This is a genomic window from Brevibacterium sp. (assembly GCF_031179145.1).
Taxonomy (GTDB): domain Bacteria; phylum Actinomycetota; class Actinomycetes; order Actinomycetales; family Brevibacteriaceae; genus Brevibacterium.
In genome coordinates this window covers 34,141-56,942 of the sequence record NZ_JAPSIB010000017.1, presented here as the reverse complement: position 1 = coordinate 56,942, position 22,802 = coordinate 34,141, and the positions used below count along the sequence as shown (strand labels likewise).

The window sequence follows — 22,802 nt, the reverse complement described above, 5'->3', positions numbered from 1 at the left end:
CTCAGCCCGGGTAGGAGGGATCCTTGGCGGAGATGTCGATGAGCTTCTGCCAGGCGTTGGAGTTGTAGGAGTAGATCTCTCCCTGGTCGCTCGTCACGAGGATCGATCGTCCGTCCTCGCCGGCCGAGATCCGGCTCCCGTCGGGCAGCTCGCCGAGTTGCTCGGGCGGTGCGGTGACGTCGATGCGGAACGGCTGCACCGGTTCGTTCTTCTCCATCGAGGCCAGCGCCACCAATGAGGTCGATCCGGCCCAGGAGACATCGTCGACCCAGTTGAAGTTCGATCCCATCTCGATCGGGGTCGCGCTCAGCCCGTTCGTCGGATTCCCCGCCCGGTCTCGCGGGATGCCCACCAGATCGATCCGGGCGGGCTGGTCCTCGAGGGTGCTGAGCAGGGCGATCCTGGTGCCGTCCCGGGAGACCTCCAGGTCGAGCAGCTCACGTCCGGCCAGGAAGTCGGCGTTGACCTCGTACACCTTGTCGTCGGGGCCCACGGCCCTGATCACTCCGGTGTTCTGCCTCTCCGCGGTCCAGACCATGTTGAAGCGGTCGATGCTCGGCCCCACGAGGTCCTTGCCGCCGAGGATCTGCGAGGCCTTCCGGTCGTTGTCCTTGAGCCGCATCAGACGGTCGCGGCCGTCGGTGAGGTAGGCGTAGAGCGATCCGTCGAGCGACACCGCTGGGTCGCTGGGGTCCTCTTTCGACAGGTCCGGGCTGTTGTCGACCGGTGTCAGCCGGGTTCCCGAGATGCGGGCCAGACGTCCGTCCGCCAGCACCACGGGCGGGTCGTCGACCTTGACGGTGGCGTCGATCTCCGGCTGCAGGCTCTCCGACACCAGCTGCCCATTGATCGACAGCTCGACGCTCGAGATCGAGGGCACCGCCTGCAGCGTGGAGGCGATCTGGGCGCGGATCAGGCCCTTCTCCCGGTCGGTCGGGGCCGGAGTCTGCTCGTTGAGCGAGACCCGGGCGACGCCGTTCTCGATGGTCACCACGTTCGAATCGCTGAGCTTGGCGCCCTCGGGAATCGCCGTGACCACGGAGCCGACCATGTAGGGGGCCGGTCCGCTGAGCAGTTCGTTGACGATCGCCGTCGGCGTCGACGAGGACCGCAGGAACCACCGGGAGTCGGGTACGAGGTAGGAGAAGTCGGAGGTGAAGAATTTGACCGAGTAGTTGAGGAAGATCGTGCGGAACGTCGCCTGTGAGATGAGCAGGCCGTCCGGCGCCGAGGAGATCCGCCATTCCCCGTTCTCCTGCCGGAGGGAGAATTCGAGGTTCGAGCGGGTGCCCGGCGTCGTCGAGTGGTAGATGCCCGAGGAGTTGACGAGGCCGGTCACGGGTGCGGACAGGTTGAGCCGCTGCTGATCCGAGGTGACTTCGTAGTTGAGCGAGTCGAGGTCGGCGTCGGTGGGCAGCAGGGAGACGGATTCAAGGGGACGCCACTCCTGTCCCTCGGTCTCCGTGAGGAACGACCGGGCGACTGAGAAGTTGTTCTCGGTTCCCGCACCGGCGGCGAGGAAGCCGCGCACGATGTCTGCGGGGCTGGCTCCCGGAGCCGGGCCGTCCGGGGTCCGGGCGCTTCCGGCGCCCGGTTGGGCCGAGCCGGAGTCGATGTGCCCGACCGGGGAGGAGACGGGGATGGAGGCGCAGCCGACCAGGGCGAGGCTCGCGCACATGGAGGCGAGCAGCATCCGGACGCGGGGCCTGATCCTGTGTGCACTCATCGTGGTGTGCCTCCTTCGGGTGCGTCGTGGTGGGCATCGGCATCGGCCGATCCGCTCGTCGTCCCTGTCTCATCGGCCGGGGCGTCGGGTTCGTCGATGAAGCCCTCATGCGTCGGGGACTCGAATTCGGCTTCGACGACGATCGGGATCGACCCGGTCTGGATCCGGACCGAACCGTCCGAGGACAGGGGGCCGGCGACGAGAGCAGAACCCTGGATCTGCGCATCGCGCGGCGGCAGCGGCAGCGGCGACGAGGTGATCTCCTGGTCGGGCCGACGCGGGATGGTCAGCCGGAAGCACGATCCCTCACCGGGTTTGCCCCAGACCTGCAGCCAGCCGTTGTGCAGGTGGGCGTCCTCGAGCGAGATCGCCAGTCCCAGCCCGGATCCGCCCAGGGTCCGCTTGCGCGCGGGGTCAGCGCGCCAGAACCGGTCGAAGACGTGCTCGACCTGCTCCTCGGTCATCCCGACTCCGTGATCGCGCACGCTGACGGCGACCGCCTCGGCGTTGGAGGCGACATAGACGTCGATCGGCTTCTGCTCCCCGTGCTCGATCGCATTGACGACGAGGTTGCGCACGATGCGGGTGATGCGGACCCGATCGACGTCGGCCATCACAGGTGAGGACGGGGCGTGGACGACGATGTGGGACGACATCTGCTCGGCGACCATCGACACGGATTCGACGACGGAGGTGACGATGGCGCCGACGTCGACGGGTTTGGCCACGAGGGCGGCGGCGCCGGCGTCATAGCGGGAGATCTCGAGGAGATCGGAGAGCAGGCTGTCGAAGCGTTCGGCCTGGGAGTTGAGCAGCTCGGCGCTGCGGGCGGTGACGGGGTCGAGGTCGTCGCGGGCGTCGTAGATGAGGTCGGCGGCGGCGCGAATCGTCGTCAGCGGGGTGCGCAGCTCGTGGGAGACGTCGGAGACGAACTGCCGCTGCAGGACGGACAGCCGCTCCATCTGCTGGATCTGGTGCTGGAGGGTGTCGGCCATGTCGTTGAAGCTCTCCCCCAGCACCGCGATCTCGTCGTTGCCGTGGACGGGCATGCGCTCGTCGAGGTCACCGTCGGCGATCAGCCTGGCCACCTCGGCGCCGGTGCGCACGGGCGTGACGACGAGCCGGGTGACGATCCACGCGACCGCGCCCACGAGGACGACGAGGACGAGGGCTGCCACGAGCATCGAGTTCTGGACGAAGTCGAGGGTGTCCTGCTGCTCGGACAAATCGCCGAGGTAGTAGAGCTGGAACTGCCCCGCGCCGGGGATCGTGACCTCCTGCGTGATGAGCAGTCCCGGGGCCGAGGTGCCCGGCAGCTTCACCGACTGGTAGAGCATGTCGTCCTGCGGGGCCCGGTTGATCGACTCCTCGAGCTCCTCACTGACGGGAAGGGCCTGGAGCGGGTCATCGCCGACGACGGTGCCCGCGGTGATCGTCGAGAACGAGGAGTTCGGGTCCTTCGGCTCCAGGGTGAGCGAGAACAGGGATCCGGTGGAGCGGTTGTAGATCGAGTTGAGCTGCGAGCTCAGGGTCTCCTGCGTCACCGCGCGGCCGTCGACGGGGGCCAGGCTGCGCAGTTCGGAGACGATGCCTCCGGCCTGGGACGACAGCGACTGCAGACGGGTGTCGAAGAGTCCGCGGGAGATCTGCTGGGACATGTACGTCCCCACTCCGAAGATGGCCACCGAGGTGAGGACGATGGTGAGCATCACGATCCGGAACTGCAGGGAATGACTGAACGACCGCAGCAGGAAGTGCCACAGCGAACGGATCGCTGCGGCACTGCTGTGGACGGCACCGGCGACGGCCGGGAACCGGTTCACGCCGCTCGGCCCGCCTTGTAGCCGACGCCGCGGACCGTGACGATGATGTCAGGCTTCTCCGGGTCGCGTTCGATCTTCGACCGCAGTCTCTGCACGTGCACGTTGACGAGGCGGGTGTCGGCGGCGTGCCGGTAGCCCCAGACCTCTTCGAGCAGGGTCTCGCGGGAGAACACCTGCCACGGCTTGCGGGCGAGTGCCACCAGTAGATCGAACTCGAGCGGCGTCAGGGAGACCGGCACCCCTCCCTTGGTCACGGTGTGGCCGGCCACATCGACGACGACGTCGCCCACGGTGAGCAGCTCGGGAGCCTGCGGCTCGGAGATCCGCAGCCGGGCCCGGACCCGGGCGACGAGCTCCTTGGGCTTGAAGGGCTTGGGCACATAGTCGTCGGCGCCGGATTCGAGTCCGAGGACGACGTCGACGGTGTCCGACTTGGCGGTGAGCATGATGATCGGGACGGAGGAGACTTCACGGATCTCTCGGCAGACCTCGAGGCCGTCCTTGCCCGGCAGCATGAGATCGAGGAGCACCAGATCCGGGCGCACCGTCTGGAATTCGTCGAAGGCCTGATCGCCGGTGGCGCAGAAGAAGGGCTCGAAGCCTTCGCTCTTGAGCACAATCCCGATCATTTCGGCCAGAGCCGTGTCATCATCTACTACGAGGATACGAGCATTCATTCCCCTATTGTCTCCCATCGGGACGTGTTCTTTCACTTCGACACTCGCGGCCGGGCCCTGCCGCGACCGGCGGCCGGACACCCCCGATCGGACCCGTCCGCCCGCGGTCGGCTCTCCCCCTCCGGTGGGAGGAAGTCGCGACAGGTTTCGTGGCAGTATGGGCAGGACATGGGACGATCGAATGCGTGGACCTCGGAAGTCGACTGGACGACCGGTCAGTGGCAGGAGCGCAGGCAGACTCCGCCCCACCGGGGATGGCGTCCCCCGACACCACGGGGAGTCCTGGCCAAGCGACCGCTGACCTTCTTCGAGGTGCTCGATTCCGGTTTCCGCCTCCTGCGCTTCGACCCGGGCCTGACCATCGGCTCCGCTCTCATCGTGTTCTCCCTCTGGACGTTGGCGCTGACCGCGGTCGGCACCTTCCTCGTGCTGCGCTTCTTCCCGGTCCTGTCCGAGATCGTCGCCGACGACGAGGCGATGTCCGGCTTCCTCCTGCTCGTCCAAGCGGGGTCGTTCGCGCTCAGTCTGCTCAGCCTCGGCGTCGTCCATCTCCTCGCCGGGCTGACCGCACCCGGCGTCGAGGACTCCTACCTCGCCCGCAGGACCAGCCTGAGCGCGTCCTGGCGGCGTCTGCGCGGCCGACGGCTGCCCCTGGTGTCTGCGACGGTGCTGATGAGCGCGGTCAACGCCGGGCTGCTCGTCCTCCTCGCCCTGCCGGCGTTGGCGTTCTCCCTCGTCGAGAGCTTCGCGCTCGCCGTCGTCTGCGCGGTCGTCGCCTTCCTCCTGTGGGCGGCCGCTCTGGTGTGGCTCAACGTCCGGTTCGCGTTCACCGGGGTCGTCATCGCCACCGAGGGTCTCGGGGTGCGCCCGGCGCTGCTCCGCTCCTGGCGGCTCACCCGACACGGGTTCTGGCGCACATTCGGTCAGCTGGCGTTGGGGTACTTTCTGTCCAACCAGCTCGTGCAGCTGGTCATCACCCCGTTCCTCGTGATCCTCATGGGCGTCTTCTCCGTCCTCCTCGCCACCTCAGAGTCGGAGACGGCGCTGACCGTTCTCGGCATCGTCGGCGCAGGCATCGTGCTCCTCCTCTCGACGGTCGCCTCGGCGGTGCTCTTCGCCTACTTCTCGTGCCTGGTCTGCGCCTGCTGCTTCGACCGGCAGGTCCGCACCGAGGGCTTCGACCTCGCTCTCATCCGTCGCAGTGAGGAGGAGACCCGATGACCGGCGCCGAGATGATCGGCAGGGTCACTGCTTCCGGCGCCGAGGTGATCAACCGGGACACCGGACGCGAATGGGTGGAGCGGGAGCTGTCGAAGCCCGAGTACTCCGCGAGCGACCTCACTCCCCTCGAACGTCTGGGCCGGTGGCTCGACGACCTCTGGGAGTCGCTGCTGCACGGCGCCCTGCAGGCGAACTCACCGTGGTGGCTCCTCGTCGTCCTCGTCGCCGTGGCCGGGATCGCCGCCCTCATCGTGTGGCGGGTGCGCCGGGCAGGGCTGCGGAGGGCGCACATCCCCCTCGCGGCCTTCGACTCCGCAGCCGGCTCCCCCGATCCTCAGGTGTGGCGCATCCGCGCAGGGGAGGCAGCCGATGCGGGCGACTTCGCCGCTGCGGTCATCGATGAATCGCGGGCGATCTATGCCGTGCTGGCCGAACGGCGCGTCATCACCCTCGACTCGGCGTCGACGGCCAGCGAACTGAGCCGGCGAGCAGGTGCGGGCCTGCCGGACCACCGTGAGGCCCTGGACCGGGTGGCGCGGGTGTTCAACGACCTCGCCTTCGGAGCACGCGCGAACGGCGAGCGCGGTGAGGATCTCTCCGCCGTCTACGCAGAGCTCTGCACCCTGGACTCGGCGCTGAGTGCTCTGCCGGTGCACCCGGCCCCCTCTGCCGATCGGGTGGTGCGGGCATGAGCGCATCCATCGACGTCGCGACCCGAGGGCTGCGGTCGACTGCGACCGTGAGGCTGGGCCAGCGCCTGCGGTCGACCGGGGTCTGGATCGCCGCCGCCGTCATCGTCCTCCTCACCGTCATCGCCACGATGGTCATGACCGGGGAGCAGGAGCCGAATGAACCCCTGCACTACGATTCGACCGCCGGGGACGGGACGAAGGCCCTGGTCGAGACCCTGCGCACGCACGGGGTTTCGGTGACCACCACCGACGACCTGGCGACGGCACGGGCCGGCGCCGCCCAGCCGGACACGACCCTGCTGATCCCCGCGAATGCGGACGCGCTCAGCCCCGGGGACGCCGCCGGACTGCGCGCGGCCCTGCTGCGCGGCGGCAATGGGCTCGTTCTCGTCGCGCCCGGACCGCAGGTCTCCGCGCTCTCCGACCGCATCGTCCTGGCCGATGACGCCTCCCCGCTCGCCGCTCCCGAACAGGAATCACAGCCCGACTGCGCTCTGCCCGCGGCCCGAGCGGCCGGCAGTGTCGCCACCGGAACGGTCGAATACACCGAACGGAGCCCGGGCACCCAGGGAATCACCGTCTGCTATCCGTTCTCCGGCCCCGGAGTCGTCGACGCCGATGACAACCGCGGCCAGCTCCTCGTCGACGCCGGCGACGAGGTGCCCGTGACAGTGCTGGGCAACCCCGAGTGGGTGACGAACTCGGGGATCGTCGAAGAGGGCCATGCGTCTCTCGTCCTCAGCACGCTCTCGCAGACCTCGCAGCTCATCGTCTACCGTCCCGAGGCCGCCGCGGCCGGGCCCGCGGCCCCGTCGGCTCTCGACTTCCTGCCCCGCTGGCTGGGCGCCGGGGCTCTGTGGCTGATCCCCTGCGCACTCGTCGGTCTGCTGGTGGTCTCCAGACGGTTCGGGCCCTTGGCCGTCGAACGCCTGCCGGTGATCGTGCCCTCGATCGAGACCGTGCGTGGGCGCGCCGCCCTGTCCGCGCGCAGCCACGACCGCGCCGGGGCCCTCGACACCCTGCGCACCGCGTCCCTGCTGCGCATCGCCGGCAAGCTGGCGCTGCCTCCTCAGGCCCGCCTCGGCGACATCCTCGCAGAAGTCAGCGCCCGCACCGGCCGTGATCCGGTGCAGATCGACGCGGTCTTCGTCTCGACGGTGCCGCGCACCGACGCCCAGCTCCACGCCATCGCCGAACAGCTCACCCTCATCGAAAGCGAGATCACCCGCACATGAACCAGGTTCCCGCCGAGACTCCCGGACCCCACTCCCCACAGCTGCCCGCGCCCACCCGGACCACGCCGCCGGCCCCCCGCTCGGCTCCGCACGATCCGCTCCGGGAGGCGTTCTCACATGTGCGCATGCAGATCGCCAAGGCCGTGGTGGGACAGGACGAGGCCGTCACCGGTCTGCTCGTCGCCCTGCTCTGCCGCGGACATGTCCTGCTCGAAGGAGTGCCCGGTGTGGCGAAGACCCTGCTGGTCCGCGCGTTCGCCCGCTCGCTGAGCCTGGACAGCTCCCGCATCCAGTTCACCCCCGACCTCATGCCCAGCGACGTCACCGGCTCCCTCGTCTACGACGCCTCGGTCTCGGACTTCGAGTTCCGGGCCGGACCGGTGTTCACCAACATCCTCGTCGCCGACGAGATCAACCGAACCCCGCCGAAGACCCAGTCGGCCCTGCTCGAGGCGATGGAAGAGCATCAGGTCTCCGTCGGCGGAGCCTCCCGCCGACTGCCCGAGCCCTTCATGGTCGCGGCCACCCAGAACCCCGTCGAGTACGAGGGGACCTATCCTCTTCCGGAGGCCCAGCTCGACCGGTTCCTGTTCCGCCTGGTGATGGACCTGCCCGCACGCGAACACGAACTGGAGATCCTCGATCGCCATGCCCAGGGCTTCGACGCCTCCCACCTCGACGCCGCCGGCCTCGAAGCCGTGGCCGACGCGGACATGATCGACCGTGCCCGGCAGCGCATCGCCGGAGTCCACATCGCCCCCGAGGTCATCGCCTACATCGTCGATCTGGCGCGCGCAACCAGGCAGGCACCGTCCCTGGCCCTGGGCGTCTCCCCGCGCGGAGCCACCCGGGTGCTCGCCGCCGCCCGCGCCTATGCCTGGCTGGGCGGACGCGGCTACGTCACCCCCGACGACGTCAAGGCGCTCGTGCCGATGACACTGAGCCATCGGGTGATCCTGCGCCCGGAGGCCCAGATGGACGGGCTGAGCGTGGACCGGGTGCTGGCCTCGATCGTCGCCACGACCGAGGTCCCCCGCTGACGATGACCGCCCGCCTGTTCCTCCTCACGGTGGTGGGGATCATCCCCGTCATGATCGTGCCCGGGTGGCCGACGGGCCTCCTCGTCGCAGGCACCATCGTTGCCCTCGCAGTCGGAGACTTCTTCCTCGTTCCCCCGCCGAAGCTCGTCGACGTCCAGCGCACGCCGGGACCGATGGTCCGCCTCGGCGACCCCACCCATTCGACGCTCACGCTGGCCAACGGCTCGTCACGGCGGCTGCGGCTCGAGGTCAGGGACGCGTGGGCACCGAGCGCGGGAGCCCGCCGGACCCGTTCGCGGCACGTGCTCGCCCCGGGTCAGAGCGCTGAGGTGCGCACCGACCTCGACCCCGTCCGCCGAGGTGCACTGCCCGCCGACAAGGTCACCGTCCGCAGCCGCAGCGCTCTGGGCCTCATCGCCCGCCAGTCGAGCCTCGACGTGCCCGCCGTCATCAGGGTGCTGCCTCCGTTCGTCTCCCGCCGGGAACTGCCCTCGAAGACCTAGCGGCTGCGGGAGCTCGACGGCCGCTCGGCCGTGATGATCCGCGGGATGGGCACCGAGTTCGATTCGCTGCGCGACTACGTCGACGGCGACGACGTCCGCTCCATCGACTGGAGGGCCAGCGCCCGCGCCCAGAACCTCGTGGTCAGGACGTGGCGGCCCGAACGGGACCGCCGGGTCATCATCGTCGTCGACTCCTCCCGGCTCTCTGCCCGCAGGTGCGGGACCGGCACCGTCTTCGACGCCGCTCTCGAGTCGGCGCTGCTGCTGACCGCCCTGGCCGCCGGGGCCGGGGACCGGGTCGACGTCATCGTCGCCGACGCACGTGTGCGGGCCCAGGCCTCGAGCCATCGGGTGAAGGATCCCGTCCACGAGCTGTCGGTGGCCCTGACCCCGGTGTTCCCCGAACTCCTCTCCGCCGACTGGGAGCAGATCGCCTCGGCCGTGATCCGCACCTCCCGCCAGCACGCCCTGGTCGTCCTCCTCACCGCGCTCGACGAGGGCACCGTCGCCGACGAGATCCTGCCTGTGCTGCCGAGCCTGCTGGCCCGTCATCGAGTGGTCGTCGCCTCGGTGACCGATCCGGACCTGGAGGCGATGGCCGCGGACCGCTCCGACGTCGACGCCGTCCACGCCGCGGCCGCCGCCGAGGCCCAGCGGCTCGCAGAGGCGTCACTGCAGGCTCGTCTGCGGCAGTCATCGGTCGAGTCGGTCACCGCCCTGCCCGAAGCCCTGCCGGGAGCTGTCGCCGATCTCTACATCCGGCTCAAGGCGACCGGGAAGCTGTGACCGGCGCTGTCGGAGTCGGTCCGGCGCCGCGGGGTCAGCCAGTCCGACGCCGCGGAGGAGTCGGTCCGGATCTGAGGGGGCAGTCGTGTCAGCGGTCGGTGGCGAGCACCTGGTGGCCGGCCTCATGGTCGTCGAGGTCGGCACTCAGCCCCGCTCGGTGTGCTCGCCGTCCCAGGGTGCCCGCGTAGACGACGACGGCAGCCGTATAGGCGATGCCGATGACGATCTTGACCACCGGCGGCAGCGGATTCGGGGTGACGAACCCTTCGATGAGTCCCGAGCCGAGCAGCAGGAGGACCAGACCGCCGGCGACGACCAGCAGTGAGCGCGCCTCCGCGGCGAGCTGGGTCCGACGCAGTGTCGGGCCCGGGATCACCCAGGCGAAGAACAGGCGCAGACCTGCGGCAGCGGCGAGGATGATGCAGCTGATCTCCGGGACCCCGTGCGGGAGGATGTAGAGGAAGAAGTCGGCGCCGCGGTCGAACTCGAACATCATCGCCCCCGAGAAGCCGACGTTGACGGCGTTGACGAAGAGTCCGAGGACGACGTAGACGCCGGTGACGCCGAGGAGCACGAACTGCACGGCGATCCACGCGTTGTTGGTCCATACCCCGACCGCGAAGAACCCGTTCGGGTTCTCCTTGTAATAGTTGACGAAGTCGTGTTCGGCGAACTGCCTGCGCTCCGCGTGGTCGCCGAACGTGCTCAGCACCTCCGGGTGGCTGCCTGCCCACACCCCGGCGGCAGTCGCCACCGCGAGGAAGAGGAGCGCCACGACGAGGAAGTCGTACCTCAGCCGGTAGATCGACAGCGGCAGGGACACGACGAAGAAGCGCGACAGCCCAGAGAGGCCGCCGGCGGAGACCCCGGACAGTTGAACACGTGACCGGTGGACGATCGCCGAGAGTCGGGCGGCCTCCAGCGAGTCCGGTGCCACCGTCATGATCCGCGACAGGTCCCGTGAGGCATCTTGGTAGAGGGTGAGGAAGCGCCCCGTCTGCTCGGGGTCCAGCGTGTTCCTCTTGGCCAGGGTGGACAGCTCACGCCATTTCTCGCCGTGGAGTTCGGCCAGCAGGTTCGGGTCCATGCTCCAACCCTATCCGCACTGTGTCAGGATGGACACGTGAGTACCGTGGTGACAGGAGAGGCTGTCGAACTGAGTGTCCAGCCGGCTGCGTTGGCTGCTCGCGCGCTGAGCTGTCTCATCGACTACGTCGTCTATTCGATCGTCAACATCGGCCTGCTCATCGCCGCGTTCTGGCTGCTGGTGGAGATCCTCATGCTCAACGCCCTCCTGCTGACGTCGGTCATGCTCGTGCTCGGTCTGGCAGTGTTCGTGGGACTGCCGCTCGTCCTCGAGGTCCTCACCCACGGCCGCTCACCCGGCAAGCTGATCCTCGGGCTCCGTGTCGTCCGCGACGACGGGGGCGCCGTCCGGCTCCGTCACTCGTTCATCCGGGCTCTGCTCTGGCCGTTCGAGATCCTCTCCACCGGCGGCGGCGTCGCCGCACTGTCCGGGCTCCTGTCGTCGCAGTCGAAGCGCCTCGGCGACTACATGGCCGGCACCCTCGCCGTCAGCGAACGCAGCGCCGCGCCTCCACTGGTCGGCACCCACGTGGCCGAGCACCTGCACGAGTGGCTCGGCGTCGCCGACATCACGGCGATGCCGCCGGGTCTGCACCGGCGCATCGTCGCGTTCCTCGGCATGGCTGAGGGCATGACCCGGGAGTCTCGCTGGCAGCGCTCGATCGAACTGGCCACCGAACTCAATCCCTATGTCGCCCCCGCGCCGCCGGAGGGCACCCTGCCGGAGCAGTTCCTCTCCGCCGTCGTCCACCAGCGACGCGCTGCCGAGCAGGCCAAGGAGACGCGTCGGAACCGGGCCGCCGAGGACTTCCGGACGGGCGTCGATGCGCTGCCGCACGGGCTGCGACTGCGCCGACGCCGGTAGGCAGGGCCGACCGGAGGCCGGCCCTGGGCGGAGTCGGCGCTGCGCCGGCGCCCGCAGACGGCGCCGGTCGAAAGGCCGCTCAGTACCGGTAGTGCTCGGGCTTGTACGGTCCGGCCACGTCGACGCCGATGTACTCGGCCTGCTCCTTGCTCAGCTCGGTCAGCCGGGCCCCGAGGGCCGGAAGGTGGAGCCTCGCGACTTTCTCGTCGAGCTCTTTCGCCAGCCGGTGCACGATGTTGTCGTAGAGTTCGTGGCGTTGCCACAGCTCGATCTGCGCGAGCACCTGGTTGGAGAACGAGGCGCTCATGACGAACGAGGGATGTCCGGTGGCATTGCCGAGGTTGAGCAGCCGCCCCTCGGAGAGCACGAGGATGTCCGTGGTCTCCCGCTCGAGTCCGAGTTCGGCCGGAACCGGCACGGTCCATTCGTGGACCTGGGGTTTGATTTCGACCTTCGACACGCCTTCGAGCTTCTCCAACCCGGCCAGGTCGATCTCGTCGTCGAAGTGGCCGACGTTGCCCACGATGGCTCCTGGTTTGAGCTTCTGCAGCACGTCGACGCCGACCACCCGGGTGTTGCCGGTGGTCGTGATGACGATGTCGGCCTGGGTGGCGACATCGTCGAGGAGGTCGACCTGGTAGCCGTCCATCGTCGCCTGCAGCGCGCAGATGGGGTCGATCTCAGTGACGATGACGCGTGCGCCCTGGCCGCGCAGCGCCTCGGCGGCACCTTTGCCGACATCGCCGTAGCCGACGACGACGGCGATCTTGCCGCCGATGAGGACGTCGGTGGCGCGGTTGAGACCGTCCGGCAGGGAGTGGCGGATGCCGTAGCGGTTGTCGAACTTCGACTTCGTCACGGAGTCGTTGACGTTGATCGCGGGGAACGGGAGGTTGTTCTCCCGCGCCAGGCGGTAGAGGCGGTTGACGCCGGTCGTGGTCTCCTCGCTGACGCCCTTGATCCCGGCGGCCAGCTTCGCGAACCGGCCGGGCCGGGCCTCCAGCGAGGTCTTCAGCTGGGCCAGGAAGACCTGGTATTCGGCGGGAGCGTCCTCTCCTGCGACCGGGGCTCCCCCGGCGGCTTCGGCCTTGGCCCCTTCGAGGACGTACATCGTGGCGTCACCACCGTCGTCGAGGATGAGGTTGGGCCCGTCCGCGAAGTCGAAGATCTTGTCGGCGGCCCACCAGTACTCTTCGAGGGTCTCGCCCTTCCAAGCGAAGACCGGAACACCGGACGGCGACTCGGGGGTGCCCGAGCCGACGACCACGGCCGCAGCGGCTTCGTCCTGGGTCGAGAAGATGTTGCAGCTGGCCCAGCGCACCTCGGCGCCGAGGACGACGAGGGTTTCGATGAGGACCGCGGTCTGCACCGTCATGTGCAGGGAACCGGCGATGCGGGCGCCGGCCAGCGGGCTGGTGCCGGCGTACTCCTCACGCAGGGCCATGAGTCCGGGCATCTCGCGTTCGGCCAGGCGGATCTGGTGGCGTCCGGCCTCGGCGAGGCTGAGGTCGGCGACCTTGAAGTCGGTGGATTCGAGCACAGTGCCTCCTGCGGATGGTGATGGGTGATGGGTGACGAAGTCGCTGACTTGGGCGGTGAGTGCGGCCAGCCGGTCGGCGTCGGCGGCCTCGACATTGAGCCTGACGAGGGGCTCGGTGTTCGATTCGCGCAGGTTGACCCACCAGTCCTCCCCTTGGAGGCTGACGCCGTCGATGTGTTCGACGGTGCAGTCGGGGAAGTCCGCAGCGGACGCGGCGAAATCGGTGAGCACCGCGGTGGGATCGTCGACGGAGAAGTTGATCTCTCCGGACTGGAGGTAGGTGTCGTATTCGGCGACGAGCTGCGAGGCGAGGGTGCCGTCCGCGGCGCGGCCGGCGAGGGCGGCGATGAGGTGGCAGGCGGCGAGCATCCCGGAGTCGGCGCCGAAGAACTCCTCGAAGTAGAAGTGCGCGGAATGCTCGCAGGCGAACACCGCCCGCTCCTGTCGCATCAGGCTCTTGATCCCCGAATGCCCGACCTTCGAGCGCACGGCCCGACCACCGGCTGCGGCGATCGTCTCCGGCACACTGCGGGAGGTGATGTGGTTGTGGATGACGACGGGTTCGCGGTCCCCGGCGGCGCGGGCGCGGGCGATCTCGCGCGAGGCGACGAGGGCGCCCACCGCCGAGGCGGACAGGGTGTGTCCCCGTTCGTCGATGAAGAAGCAGCGATCGGCGTCGCCGTCGAAGGCCAGTCCGAGGTCGGCGCCGTGTTCGACAACGGCCCGCTGGACGTCGAGGAGGTTCTCCGGTTTGAGCGGGTTGGCCTCGTGGTTGGGGAAGGTGCCGTCGAGCTCCGTGTAGAGGCCGATGACCGTGAACGGAACCGGTGCGCAGCCGGCGTCGGAGCCGAACACCTCGCCGACGAGCTTGCCCGCCATCCCGTTGCCGCAGTCGACGACCACTGTCAGGTCCCGGACCTCCTCGACGCGGGTGAGCTCACGGAGACGGGCGACGTAGCGGCGGCACATCTCGGCGGCGGCGTCCTCATCGATCGCGACGCCGGCCGCAGCGACCGGTGCCGACTCCGAGGAATTGTCAGCTTCGGGGTGCGGGGCCTCTCCGGCGTGCTCCTTGATCCGTCCCAGGCCGGAGTCCCGGCTGACGCCTCCGGCCCGCGGCGAGCAGATCTTGATCCCGTTGTAGTCGGCGGGGTTGTGGCTGGCGGTGATCATCGCGCCGGGCAGGTCGAAGATCCCCGAGGCGAAGTAGAGCTGGTCGGTCGAGCACAGCCCCAGGAGCACGGGCCGGGACCCCGCCGCCGCGACTCCGGCGGCCAGCGCCTGGGCGAATCCGGCAGAGCTCGGTCGCATGTCGTGACCGATGACCACCTCGGTGGTGCCATGGGTCTCGCGCATGGTCCGGGCTGTGCCCCAGCCGATCGCGAACACGATGTCGTCATCGAGTTGGTCGGGGATCCGGCCGCGGACGTCGTAGGCGCCGAAGGCAGACTCGAGCGCGCGGACGCGTTGGGCCCGGGAGTCACCGTCGGTCATCGGCGGCCTTCGCCGATGATGCGCAGGTGCCCGTGCCTGCGTCCTCCCGGTGCCTCCTCGGCGCGGATGTCGGTGGGGCGTCCGGGGCGGTTGTCGGTGGGGCGTCCGGCGGCTTCGCGGACCGCGTCGGCGATGGCGAGCAGGTCGTCGTGTGTGCGTTCGGGAGGGGTCTGGCCGCCGTCGATGCGGATGAGCTCCCAGCCCACCGGCGGGGTGAGCTTCGCGGCGTGGTCGAGGCACAGATCATGGGCTCCCGGTTCCGCACGGCGCGACAGGGGCCCGACCACGACGCAGGCGTCGGCATGGACGTAGGTCATGGTGGCGGCGGCGCTGCGGGAGCAGCTGACTTTCGAACAAATTCTCACAGCGGACACAGTCCCACACTCTACCCTGTGGCTCCGGCGATGCCGGGCAGCCCCGGCCGGGTCGGCCAGTAGAATGTTCTCCCATGACCACCAGACGGCATCGCGATCGGCACGGTCGCGGACTGCGCTCCCCGCTGTTCCGCGCCGACGTTCCCGCCCGCCTCGATCGCGCCGACAGCTTCGCCCGGACGGCCACAGCGGAGTTCGCGCGACTGAAGTCACTGGAGCCCGAACTCCTCGCCGACGTGGTGCTCGCGATCGACATGATCCCGCCGGTGAACTCGACAGAGCCGAGCTTCGGACGCGTGTTCCCGGCCAACGGCGACCGCCGGACCCATATCGTGCTCTATCGCCGGGTCATCGAACACCACAGCACCAGTGCGCAGCGGCAGTCCCTGATCGCCGAGGTGATCGTCGACCAGGTCGACATCCTCCGCGGCTCGTAGACGGAGCGGTTCCCTGGCTCATTTCACAGGTGGTGTTCGCTGGTCACTGCAGGCGGATGTCGCGGTAAGCGACTCCTGCCGGGGCCGGTGCCGGCGCGACGGCGGAGATCCCGGCATCGGTGGTGGTGACCAGGCTCGCATGCACCCCGTCCGACTGGCTGCCCGAGGCATGCTCCCCGTTGATGATCACCGACCGCACCGCCTGCGAGCTCAGCTCCGCAGGAGAGAAGACGCTGGTGCCGGTGGGGTTGAGCTCGATCTGGCGGGGGTCGGTGAGCGTTCCGTCGTCGAGCATTCCGCGCACCTGCACCTGCCCCTGACCGGGTGAGATGAAGAGCTTGCTGGTCCCGGTCCGCGGCAGCGCCATCACCTGGGTGTCGGCCAGGCGCTCGGTGGCGCTGACGCTGCCGAAGTCCCCGGCGCCGCCGCCATGTTCGGAGGCGATGAATCCGCCGGCCTGCACCGGCTGGTTCGCATCGATGACGACGCTCGTCGCCTGCAGATCGCCGAGGTCAGCCTCGGCGACGCCGCGCGGGGCGATCGTCATCGACGACCGCCGGAGATCGATCTGTCCGTCGGGTCCGTAGGCCTTGAGGCTCACCTCGGCGATGTCGGCTCCCGGGTTGGCGACCCGCACGCGCACGCCCTTGCCATCCAGGCCGGTGAGGACCTGCTGGGCGTCGGCCGAGGCTCCGGCCGCGGCGAGATCGATGCCCTTGGGGGTCAGCCCGTCCAGCAGCGTCTCCTGCACGGAGCCGGAGAGGACACCGCCGGTGGCGTTGACCTCGACGGCCAGAGCGTCGGCTCCGCCCGCCAGTCCGGCCAGCCGCACGGCCCGCTGGTCGCCGGCCTTGATGCTCAGGTCCGTCGGCTCGCCGCGGGAGCCGGTGGGGGTCAGCAGGGAGACCTCCGCCTGCACGGGAGCGTCGCCGGGATTGCTCAGCAGCAGTTGGGAGTTCGATCCCGGTGCCCCGGAGCCGGCGAGGATGCGGAAGTTGGACGCGGGTGCGGCGCAGGTGAGGGTGGCAAGACCGGTGAGGTCGCCGGAGGTGCCCTCGATCGTCTGCATCCCGGTGGTCAGGGCGGGAGCGCCGGGGCGGGCGAAGCCGGTGATGAGCTTGGTCGCGGAGATCGGATCGTCGCCGGAGACGAAGCCGGAGGAGACGGGGTTGTCGAAGTCTGCCGCTCCGCCGAGGTCGGCGACCTGCAGACGGGCCGCCGACACCGACCCGTCCGTGGCCGAGACCGGCGCCGAGGAGGAGACGACTCTGGTGCTGACGTTGGAGTCGTCGACGAACTCGGCGTCGGTGCCCTCGGCGGCATCGTCGACGAGCAGGGGGCCGGGGCAGATCACGCGGGTGTCGGCGGTGGGCATCCGCACCTGCTCGGGACTGCGATCGAGGGTGCCCGGGATCGGCGGGGTCAGGAACGAGGTCGTGGCGACGAGCACCCCGGGAACTGCGATGGCCGCGAAGGTCACAATGCTGCGCAGATGTCTCATGGCTTCGCCTCCTGGGACGCACGTGGGTGGGTGCGGGACCCGAACGGGATCGCGACCAGCAGGCAGATCAGCCCGAGCCCGAGTCCCGCGACCACGCCGGGGGCGTACAGGGGCGAACTGCTGCTCAGCGTCACGGTGCCACCCGAGGGAGGCAGTGAGAACGCTGCCGCCCAGTCCGCGCCTGCGGTGTCCGGCCGGGGCAGTTCGACCCCGTCGAGACTGGCGGACAGATCGTCTGCGGGCGTGGACACCACGAGGCTGCGCCCATCGGTCCCCGCCGGGACCTGCACGGTGTCGCCGCTGACGTTCGCGGTGGTCAGGCTGCCGTCGGCCTCACGGATGAGGTAGCGGCCGGAGGTGGGTGCATCCACCTGCCACAGCGTCCCGGCTTCGGTGGGTCCGACCCGCAGCAGTCCGGAGGTCGCTGCCACCGAGTTCGCCAGTCTCGCCGACTGCGGGTCGACGAGGACGAAGTCCACGCCGAGGCGGGAGAGGAGGGAGCGGACGTCGACGGCGTCGTCGGCGGACAGGGAGGCCGCCGACTGGGCGATGAGCACTTGATCAGCGGGGATGGGCAGCGGTCTGCGCTCCCACGGCCACCCACCGAGCGCCTCGGCGGCGTGGATCGTCGAGGTCCCGACCACCGTGCCATCGGCAGTCGAGATCAGCGAGGCCAGCACCTGGCCGTCGACCTCGCTCAGCGTCAGGGTCCGGGCACGGGCCTCGCTCGCCGCCCGGTCCGCGGCCAGCGCCGGGATCCTGGCGGATTCCTGCGCATGGACGACATCCGGTGAGGAGGTGCTCGAGCCGATGCCGAGAACGATCATGCCGAGTGCGGCGACGGCGACCAGCCCGGCCAGTGAGCGCATCGGGATGCGTCGTCTGCTCGTCGACTTGGCGGTGGTCCGTTCGGCGCCGAGCGCCAACAGCATCACCGCGCCGAGGCTGAGCAGGGTCAGCCCGGCCGCCGGGTAGGAGCCGATGAGCTGGAAGGGACCGACCTGGGCGGGCAGCAGGATCTGCACCGTCGCCAGCAGCAGACCGGACAGGTAGAGGCCGACAGCCCACATCAGTTTGCGCAGCTTGAGTCGGGCCTCGATGAGGGTGAGGAACGCGAGGACGAGCATCGGCACGAGCAGAAGCGGCACCCACAGGGCCAGCGCTTCGGCGCCGACCCCGTGGATCCCGAGACCCCGGAGCAGCGTCGACGCCCAGGTCATGTCGACCGGGCTCGGGTAGCTGAGCGCGAGCAGGTAGGTCGGCGGCGCCGGCGGGGCCAGGGTCTGCCCCGGCATGACGAGGAGGGCGCCGGGCTCCCGGAACAGTCCGAGCAGCCACGGCCAGGCCAGCGCCACGGTGGGCACGAGGAGCCAGAGGTGTCGCAGTCCCCGCCCGGTGGCGAGCAGATACGCGGTGAGGACGAGACCGACCACCAGCATCAGCGGGATGCCGGCGATGACGACGAAGAGCAGCAGACCGGCGGTCGCCGCCGCTGCCACGGAGCCCGAGCGCAGGCTGCGCCGCAGGGCCAGGACGACCAGCGGGGCGGTGATCCAAGCGAGGATGACGCCGAGGCGACCGGCCGGGATGGCAGTGGTGAACACCGGGGCCGCGATCCACAGCAGAGCCGCCAGGGCGCGGACCCACTTCCTCTTGACGACGATCCGGGCGCAGGCGTAGGCGGCGATGACCGCGAGGATCGGACCGAGGAGGATCAGCGTCCGAGCCATCAGGTCGACGTCGCCGAGGAACGGCAGGCTGAGCATCGTCAGCACCGCATGGTAGGGGTCGGCGGGAGCCAGGATCCCGGTGGAGACGTCATCGGTGGGATCGAGCAGCCGGGCGAAGAGGTCGCGCAGAGTGACATCGGTCGAACCGAGCGCACCGCCGGTGAGGTGTCCGGGTCCGAACAGCCGATGGGAGAGGAATCCGCTCATCGCGGCGGCGAGGACGATCAGGTAGGTCAGCGGCTGCCGGAACAGCCCCGGCCCACCGCTGACCTCAAGGCGGGAGAACGAGTCGATCTCTTCCTCGGTGTCGCCGATCTGATGGAGGTCGGCTTCGTCTGGGGTCGCGGTGCCGTGTCGTTCGTGATCGCGCCGGGTCTCCTCGGCGGCGTGCATGCTCCGGCGCGCCACGGCGAGTTCGTCGGGGTTGGCGAACAGCGCCGCCAGATGGGCGCTGCCACCGCGCTTGGCGATCCGGCTGCGGCGGACGTTGGCTCTGCGCACCTTCGCGGTGGCGCGGGCATCGGCGCCGAGGCCGAGCAGCGCGGACAGGTGCCAGGAGGCCGTGCGAACGTCGTTGGCGAGCAGTCCGAGGACGGCGTCCTTCAGTCCGCTGAGCACCAGCAGGCAGATGAGCGCAGGCAGGGAGGGATGGGCGAGGCTGAGCCGGTAGCGCTGCTCGGCGCGGATCTGCGCCTTCGAGACGGGCGGGTGGGCGGAGCTGCCCAGACGCACGGCATGATCAGCCGAGATCTCGAGCCTCGCGGCCGGGGCGACGACGACGCGGCGCCCGAGGTCGCGCAGTCGGCGGGAGTATTCGATCCCGCGGTGGGGTGGGCCGAGGATGCGGCTGGGTGCGCCGATGCGTTCGAGGTCGGCGGTGGCGATGAGCATGCCGGGCATGTCGAGGGCCAGGGTGTCGATGTCCGAGTCGCGTTGGCCCTGGTCGATCTCACCGGTGCCGACAGGGTTGAAGCGGGCGCCCGCCGAGGTGGTCGTCACTCCCGCGGAGACGATGCGCCCGTCGTGCATGATCTTGGGACCGACAGCGGCAATGGATTCGGTGGCGCCGATGGCGTCGAGGAGTTCATCGAGGCAGCCAGGCGCCGGCCGGCAATCGTGAGTGAGGAACCACAGATGGGAACTTTTCGCCACGGCCGGCAGCGAGAGCGCCTCGCTCACCGCGAGACCCCCGAGGTCCACGATCGGGATCCCCGGGTGGGTCTGGCGGAGAGCGGTTTCGAGCTCGGCCCTGCTGGAAGCGTCGCCGGTGGTGACGACGACGGTCACGGCAGGACTCACACGGCTCGTTTCTTCAGCCGGCGGCGTTCGCGTTCCGACATGCCGCCCCAGATTCCGAATCGCTCGTCATTGGCCAGGGCGTACTCCAGGCATTCCGAGCGGACCTCGCAGGACCCGCAGACGCGCTTGGCCTCTCTGGTCGATCCTCCCTTTTCGGGGAAGAACGCCTCCGGATCGGTCTGGGCGCACAGCGCCTGATCCTGCCACGACAGCTCTCCGTCACCGACAGCTCCGAGGAGCAGCGACAGCGGTGAGACCGCGGCATCGTCCGTGGGAAGCGGCGTCAGATCGTTCGGATCGATCGCCAGCGGATCGGGCAGGGTCTCCGGCGTCCGGGAACCCGGCTCGACGAACCAGTCCTCAGCACTTCGTGAAGTCACTCCGGGCAACTGCCCGAAGTCCTCCTTCTCCTGCCATTTTCTCTGTGCGCTCTGCACGATCTTCCCCTTTCTCACCCCCAGCGTCGCACCAGCAGAAGATAGAATCGTCCGCGTGGTGCGCTCACGAATCCGTCAGCATTCGTGCTAGGTGCGTTCCCCTTAGGTATAAATTACACGCGTGTCATTACTGCCGCGTCAAGCCCTCCGCGCAAGCCCGGCGAAGGCGAGGAGCGTTAATAGAACGCGCGTTCTCATGCACACGCGCCCACAACACCACATCTAGCGGACGTCCATCGTCAGTGACACAACCTATGGGGAGCATCTGAACGGATCGTGGGAATTTCGGAAAGATCACACGCAGGTGGGATTATGGAGGGATGAGAGTCGTATTGCTCGGTGCCACTGCCGAATCAACCGGTACAGTCAGCGATTTCATCGCCCGCGCAGGATTCGAGGACTCCGCTCCCCCGATCGAGACGCTCACCGTCGTCGCCTCCACTCTCACCGACGCCACTGTCCACGGCCTGCGCTTCAGCCCCGACATCGACGCCTTGACGATGCCGGCCACCGAGCCCGTCGCCGGCGGGGCGGTCGACGAGCTGCTCGCTTATCGGGTGGACGCCGAATGGTTCCCGATGACCGAGCGGACGCTGGCCGCAGCCGTGCTGCGGACGCGTCTGCTCAACCTCGGCTACACGCTCGCCCAGGCGACCGCGGCGATGGCCAAGCGGTTCTCCCCCGACTTCGACATCCTCCCGCTGAGCAACCAGGCGGTGGAGGCGTTCGCGATCGTCGATTCGACCGCCTGGCCGATCCACCGCTGGCTGGCCGAGGGCCGTCCTGCCGCGGAGGAGTTCGCCCTCAGCGGTCTCGACGCCGCCCAGGCGGCTCCCGGCGTCCTCGCGGCGATCCGCGCTGCCGACCTCGTCCTCGTCTGCACGGAGGCGATGCCGGAATTCGGCGTCGAGGCGGTAGTGTCCCTGCCGGGGATGAAGGATGCCCTCGAAGGCACCCGGGGACACGTCGTCGCTCTGGCCGGAGATCGCCTCGGCGACGGCGACCGCCGCGACGAGGGCGACCACCTCGGCGACGATGACCACCATGACCACGCCAGTCGGCACGGGGATCACCGCGACCGGCTCCGGCAGCACCTGGGGTCTGTGACCTTTGTCGACAGTGTCGCCGAGGCTGTCGCCCTGGGAGAGATCGACCGCCGCACCTCGACGATCTGGGATCACGCATGAACGACCGACTGCTCACCGTCTACGCCCCTCCCGTGGAGGAGGCGATCGTCGCCGGCTCCGACCTGGCGGCGATCCTCATCAACGCTCTGCGGCGGAACCGGATCGACCTCAAGGACGGGGACGTGCTCGTCGTCGCCTCGAAGGTCGTGTCCAAGGCCGAGGGTCGGATGACGCAGGTGGCGAACCGGGCGGAGTTCGAGGACCTCGTCGCGGACTCGTCGTCCCACCTCGTCGCCGAACGCACCTATGCCTCAGGGACGACCGTCCAGATCGTGCGCACGCATGCGGGCACAGTGCAGGCCGCCGCCGGCCTCGATCAGTCGAACTCGGGCGGAGCGGTCGTGCTCCATCCCGTCGACTCCGACCGCTCCGCCGACGAACTCCGGGCGCGAGTGGAACAGGCGTTCTCCGTGCGCATCGGACTCGTCATCTCCGACACGACTTCCCGGCCCTGGCGGATCGGGGTCGGCGACTTCGCCCTCGGCCTGTCCGGATTCTCCGGCCTCGACGATCAGCGCGGCCGGCTCGACGACGACGGCCGTGTCCAGACCGTGACCGTGCGCGCCATCGCCGACGAGATCGCGGCCGCTGCGGACCTCGTCAAGGGCTCCTCACGCGGACTCCCGATGGCCCTCGTCCGCGGTGCCGGCGGCTACCTCGACAACGGCCGGGATGGGGCGAAGGCGCTCAACCGGGACCTCGACGAGGACTGGTTCCGCCACGGCCACGTCGAGGCGATCCACCGCGGACTCGGAGTCACCGCCGTTCCCGGCCGGGCCGCAGCGGGAGACGGCGGGGACGACATCCTCGAACGCGTCTCTCGCGCGCTCAGAGTCGTCCGCGCCGGTCAGGCTCGCACACCCGGCCACGAGGCCTGGCGGATGCGCATCGAAGGAGCGGGATCGCGCGTCATCATCACTCCTTCGGACGGACCGGCCAGCCCACAGACCGAGGGCCCTCCCCTGCTCGAGGCGATGGTCGGGCTGGGTTCGCTCGTCGAACGCACCCACACTGCGCTCTACGCCGAGGATCTCACCGCCACCACCCGCTGGCAGTGGCAGCAGAGCTCCTACCCGCGCGGGGTGATCATCGACATCGGCCTGCAGAGGCCCTGAGCCCCGATTCCCATCCTCGCCCCGCACCCCGGTG

At 69.4% G+C, this 22,802-nt stretch carries 19 protein-coding genes and 1 pseudogene; 10 read left to right on the top strand and 10 right to left on the bottom strand.

Annotation, left to right across the window (positions count from 1 at the left end):
- Position 1 precedes the first annotated feature (1 nt).
- From RIT73_RS12885 to mtrA, 3 genes are read right to left on the bottom strand one after another with little or no spacing between them, the layout of a single operon-like run.
- On the bottom strand, positions 2 to 1,726 hold the full coding sequence (locus tag RIT73_RS12885; RefSeq protein WP_309132481.1) for an LpqB family beta-propeller domain-containing protein: 1,725 nt from the start codon (positions 1,724 to 1,726) through the stop codon (positions 2 to 4).
- Entirely contained in the window at positions 1,723 to 3,549 is a 1,827-nt protein-coding gene (mtrB, locus tag RIT73_RS12880; protein ID WP_309132480.1) for an MtrAB system histidine kinase MtrB, read from the bottom strand. The genes RIT73_RS12885 and mtrB overlap by 4 nt, the downstream gene beginning before the upstream one ends.
- On the bottom strand, positions 3,546 to 4,226 hold the full coding sequence (mtrA, locus tag RIT73_RS12875; protein ID WP_309132479.1) for an MtrAB system response regulator MtrA: 681 nt from the start codon (positions 4,224 to 4,226) through the stop codon (positions 3,546 to 3,548). The genes mtrB and mtrA overlap by 4 nt, the downstream gene beginning before the upstream one ends.
- A 168-nt stretch (positions 4,227 to 4,394) precedes the next feature.
- Between mtrA and RIT73_RS12870 the strand changes: the two genes are divergently transcribed.
- From RIT73_RS12870 to RIT73_RS12845, 6 genes are read left to right on the top strand one after another with little or no spacing between them, the layout of a single operon-like run.
- Positions 4,395 to 5,447 (top strand): hypothetical protein, encoded by a 1,053-nt coding sequence (locus RIT73_RS12870; RefSeq protein ID WP_309132478.1) that lies wholly within the window; start codon positions 4,395 to 4,397, stop codon positions 5,445 to 5,447.
- On the top strand, positions 5,444 to 6,139 hold the full coding sequence (locus tag RIT73_RS12865; RefSeq protein WP_309132477.1) for a DUF4129 domain-containing protein: 696 nt from the start codon (positions 5,444 to 5,446) through the stop codon (positions 6,137 to 6,139). The genes RIT73_RS12870 and RIT73_RS12865 overlap by 4 nt, the downstream gene beginning before the upstream one ends.
- On the top strand, positions 6,136 to 7,374 hold the full coding sequence (locus tag RIT73_RS12860) for a DUF4350 domain-containing protein (RefSeq protein ID WP_309132476.1): 1,239 nt from the start codon (positions 6,136 to 6,138) through the stop codon (positions 7,372 to 7,374). Before RIT73_RS12865 ends, RIT73_RS12860 begins: the two co-directional genes overlap by 4 nt.
- A complete protein-coding gene (locus RIT73_RS12855; protein WP_309132475.1) occupies positions 7,371 to 8,414 on the top strand; it encodes a MoxR family ATPase in 1,044 nt (347 codons plus the stop codon). The genes RIT73_RS12860 and RIT73_RS12855 overlap by 4 nt, the downstream gene beginning before the upstream one ends.
- Before the next feature lie 2 nt (positions 8,415 to 8,416).
- Positions 8,417 to 8,917 (top strand): hypothetical protein, encoded by a 501-nt coding sequence (locus tag RIT73_RS12850; RefSeq protein WP_309132474.1) that lies wholly within the window; start codon positions 8,417 to 8,419, stop codon positions 8,915 to 8,917.
- A 45-nt stretch (positions 8,918 to 8,962) separates the two neighbouring features.
- Positions 8,963 to 9,703: a DUF58 domain-containing protein gene (locus RIT73_RS12845; protein WP_309132473.1), complete on the top strand. Its 741-nt coding sequence runs from the start codon at positions 8,963 to 8,965 to the stop codon at positions 9,701 to 9,703.
- An 88-nt stretch (positions 9,704 to 9,791) separates the two neighbouring features.
- On the opposite strand, the gene RIT73_RS12840 is transcribed toward RIT73_RS12845, so the two are convergent.
- Entirely contained in the window at positions 9,792 to 10,790 is a 999-nt protein-coding gene (locus RIT73_RS12840) for a stage II sporulation protein M (RefSeq protein WP_309132472.1), read from the bottom strand.
- Between the two features lie 36 nt (positions 10,791 to 10,826).
- Between RIT73_RS12840 and RIT73_RS12835 the strand changes: the two genes are divergently transcribed.
- Complete coding sequence (locus tag RIT73_RS12835) at positions 10,827 to 11,654, top strand: RDD family protein (protein WP_309132471.1); 828 nt, start codon at positions 10,827 to 10,829, stop codon at positions 11,652 to 11,654.
- 79 nt (positions 11,655 to 11,733) lie between these two features.
- On the opposite strand, the gene ahcY is transcribed toward RIT73_RS12835, so the two are convergent.
- From ahcY to RIT73_RS12820, 3 genes and pseudogenes are all read right to left on the bottom strand, one after another.
- On the bottom strand, positions 11,734 to 13,194 hold the full coding sequence (gene ahcY, locus RIT73_RS12830; RefSeq protein ID WP_309132527.1) for an adenosylhomocysteinase: 1,461 nt from the start codon (positions 13,192 to 13,194) through the stop codon (positions 11,734 to 11,736).
- A gap of 54 nt (positions 13,195 to 13,248) precedes the next feature.
- Positions 13,249 to 14,688 (bottom strand): annotated as a pseudogene (gene manB, locus RIT73_RS12825) (phosphomannomutase/phosphoglucomutase); the annotation flags it as partial.
- Entirely contained in the window at positions 14,685 to 15,053 is a 369-nt protein-coding gene (locus tag RIT73_RS12820; RefSeq protein WP_309132470.1) for a DUF3499 domain-containing protein, read from the bottom strand. The pseudogene manB and the gene RIT73_RS12820, both read right to left, overlap by 4 nt.
- An 83-nt stretch (positions 15,054 to 15,136) precedes the next feature.
- On the opposite strand from RIT73_RS12820, the gene RIT73_RS12815 reads away from it, so the two are divergent.
- Positions 15,137 to 15,499, top strand: a complete 363-nt coding sequence (locus RIT73_RS12815; RefSeq protein ID WP_309132469.1) for a metallopeptidase family protein — start codon at positions 15,137 to 15,139, stop codon at positions 15,497 to 15,499.
- 43 nt (positions 15,500 to 15,542) lie between these two features.
- Here RIT73_RS12815 and RIT73_RS12810 read toward each other — a convergent pair whose 3' ends face one another.
- The 3 genes from RIT73_RS12810 to RIT73_RS12800 are packed head-to-tail and all read right to left on the bottom strand — an operon-like array spanning position 15,543 to position 20,277.
- Complete coding sequence (locus tag RIT73_RS12810; RefSeq protein ID WP_309132468.1) at positions 15,543 to 17,000, bottom strand: DUF5719 family protein; 1,458 nt, start codon at positions 16,998 to 17,000, stop codon at positions 15,543 to 15,545.
- Positions 16,997 to 20,029, bottom strand: a complete 3,033-nt coding sequence (locus tag RIT73_RS12805) for a glycosyl transferase (RefSeq protein WP_309132467.1) — start codon at positions 20,027 to 20,029, stop codon at positions 16,997 to 16,999. The genes RIT73_RS12810 and RIT73_RS12805 overlap by 4 nt, the downstream gene beginning before the upstream one ends.
- The gene (locus tag RIT73_RS12800; protein ID WP_309132526.1) at positions 20,026 to 20,277 is read right to left on the bottom strand and encodes a WhiB family transcriptional regulator; all 252 of its coding nucleotides are present in this window, start codon (positions 20,275 to 20,277) and stop codon (positions 20,026 to 20,028) included. The genes RIT73_RS12805 and RIT73_RS12800 overlap by 4 nt, the downstream gene beginning before the upstream one ends.
- Positions 20,278 to 20,786: 509 nt before the next feature.
- On the opposite strand from RIT73_RS12800, the gene RIT73_RS12795 reads away from it, so the two are divergent.
- Positions 20,787 to 21,653 carry a 2-phospho-L-lactate transferase CofD family protein gene (locus RIT73_RS12795; RefSeq protein WP_309132466.1) on the top strand — a complete coding sequence of 289 codons (867 nt, stop codon included), beginning with the start codon at positions 20,787 to 20,789 and terminating at the stop codon, positions 21,651 to 21,653.
- Positions 21,650 to 22,768 carry a coenzyme F420-0:L-glutamate ligase gene (locus RIT73_RS12790; RefSeq protein WP_309132465.1) on the top strand — a complete coding sequence of 373 codons (1,119 nt, stop codon included), beginning with the start codon at positions 21,650 to 21,652 and terminating at the stop codon, positions 22,766 to 22,768. Before RIT73_RS12795 ends, RIT73_RS12790 begins: the two co-directional genes overlap by 4 nt.
- Positions 22,769 to 22,802: the final 34 nt, after the last annotated feature.